The following is a 629-nucleotide window of genomic DNA, read 5'->3' as shown; positions in this document are numbered from 1 at the left end:
CTGTTCCTCCTGGTGCCGCGGCCGCGTCAAGCTCCTACGCAACAGGGGCCTGCTGCCCGGCGGCCCGGACGTGTTGCTCCCTCGGCCGCGCCAGCGCCTGGACCTGCCCGACGACGCGGAGATTGTGAGTCTCACACCCCGTTTCCCCAGGTAGACAGGGTGAGCTGTGAGGGTGTGAGACTGTGAGGTACCTACTCGCAGCCGCGCCTCCGTACGCCCTGGTCCGGCACGCCAACGCGGAGGACGATGGAGTCATGGGCGAGCACGACCAGGACCAGGGCGACGTCGCCGAACCGGCGCGGCCGCCGCTCAGTGCGGCCCGCGCCCGGGAGATGACGGCCGGGCTGCGCGAGGCGATGGACGACGTCCGGCGCTCCATGGCGGTGCTCGCCGCCCGGGTCCGCGACGCGCACGCCGCCCGCGTCTGGGTGCCGCTCGGGCCAGCTGGGAGTCGTACTGCGCCGCGGAGTTCGGCATCAGCCGCGCGCAGGCGTTCCGGCTGCTCGACGTCGCCCGCGCCCTCGCCGCGATCCACGGCGCGGTCACCCCCGGCACCGAGACGTCTCGCACGCGAGACACCGACCCGGCCACCGCGACCGCGCTCGACTACGGCCGGTCCCAGCGCGCCC

General features: G+C 74.4%; 1 pseudogene. It reads left to right on the top strand.

The features are described from left to right. Positions 1-182: 182 nt before the first annotated feature. Positions 183-629 (top strand): annotated as a pseudogene (locus CA983_RS48800) (hypothetical protein); the annotation flags it as partial.

The sequence above is a fragment of the Streptomyces swartbergensis genome (assembly GCF_002148965.1).
GTDB lineage: Bacteria > Actinomycetota > Actinomycetes > Streptomycetales > Streptomycetaceae > Streptomyces > Streptomyces swartbergensis.
The sequence above is the reverse complement of the archived record's forward strand: the minus strand, read 5'-3'. Positions and strand labels throughout refer to the sequence as shown.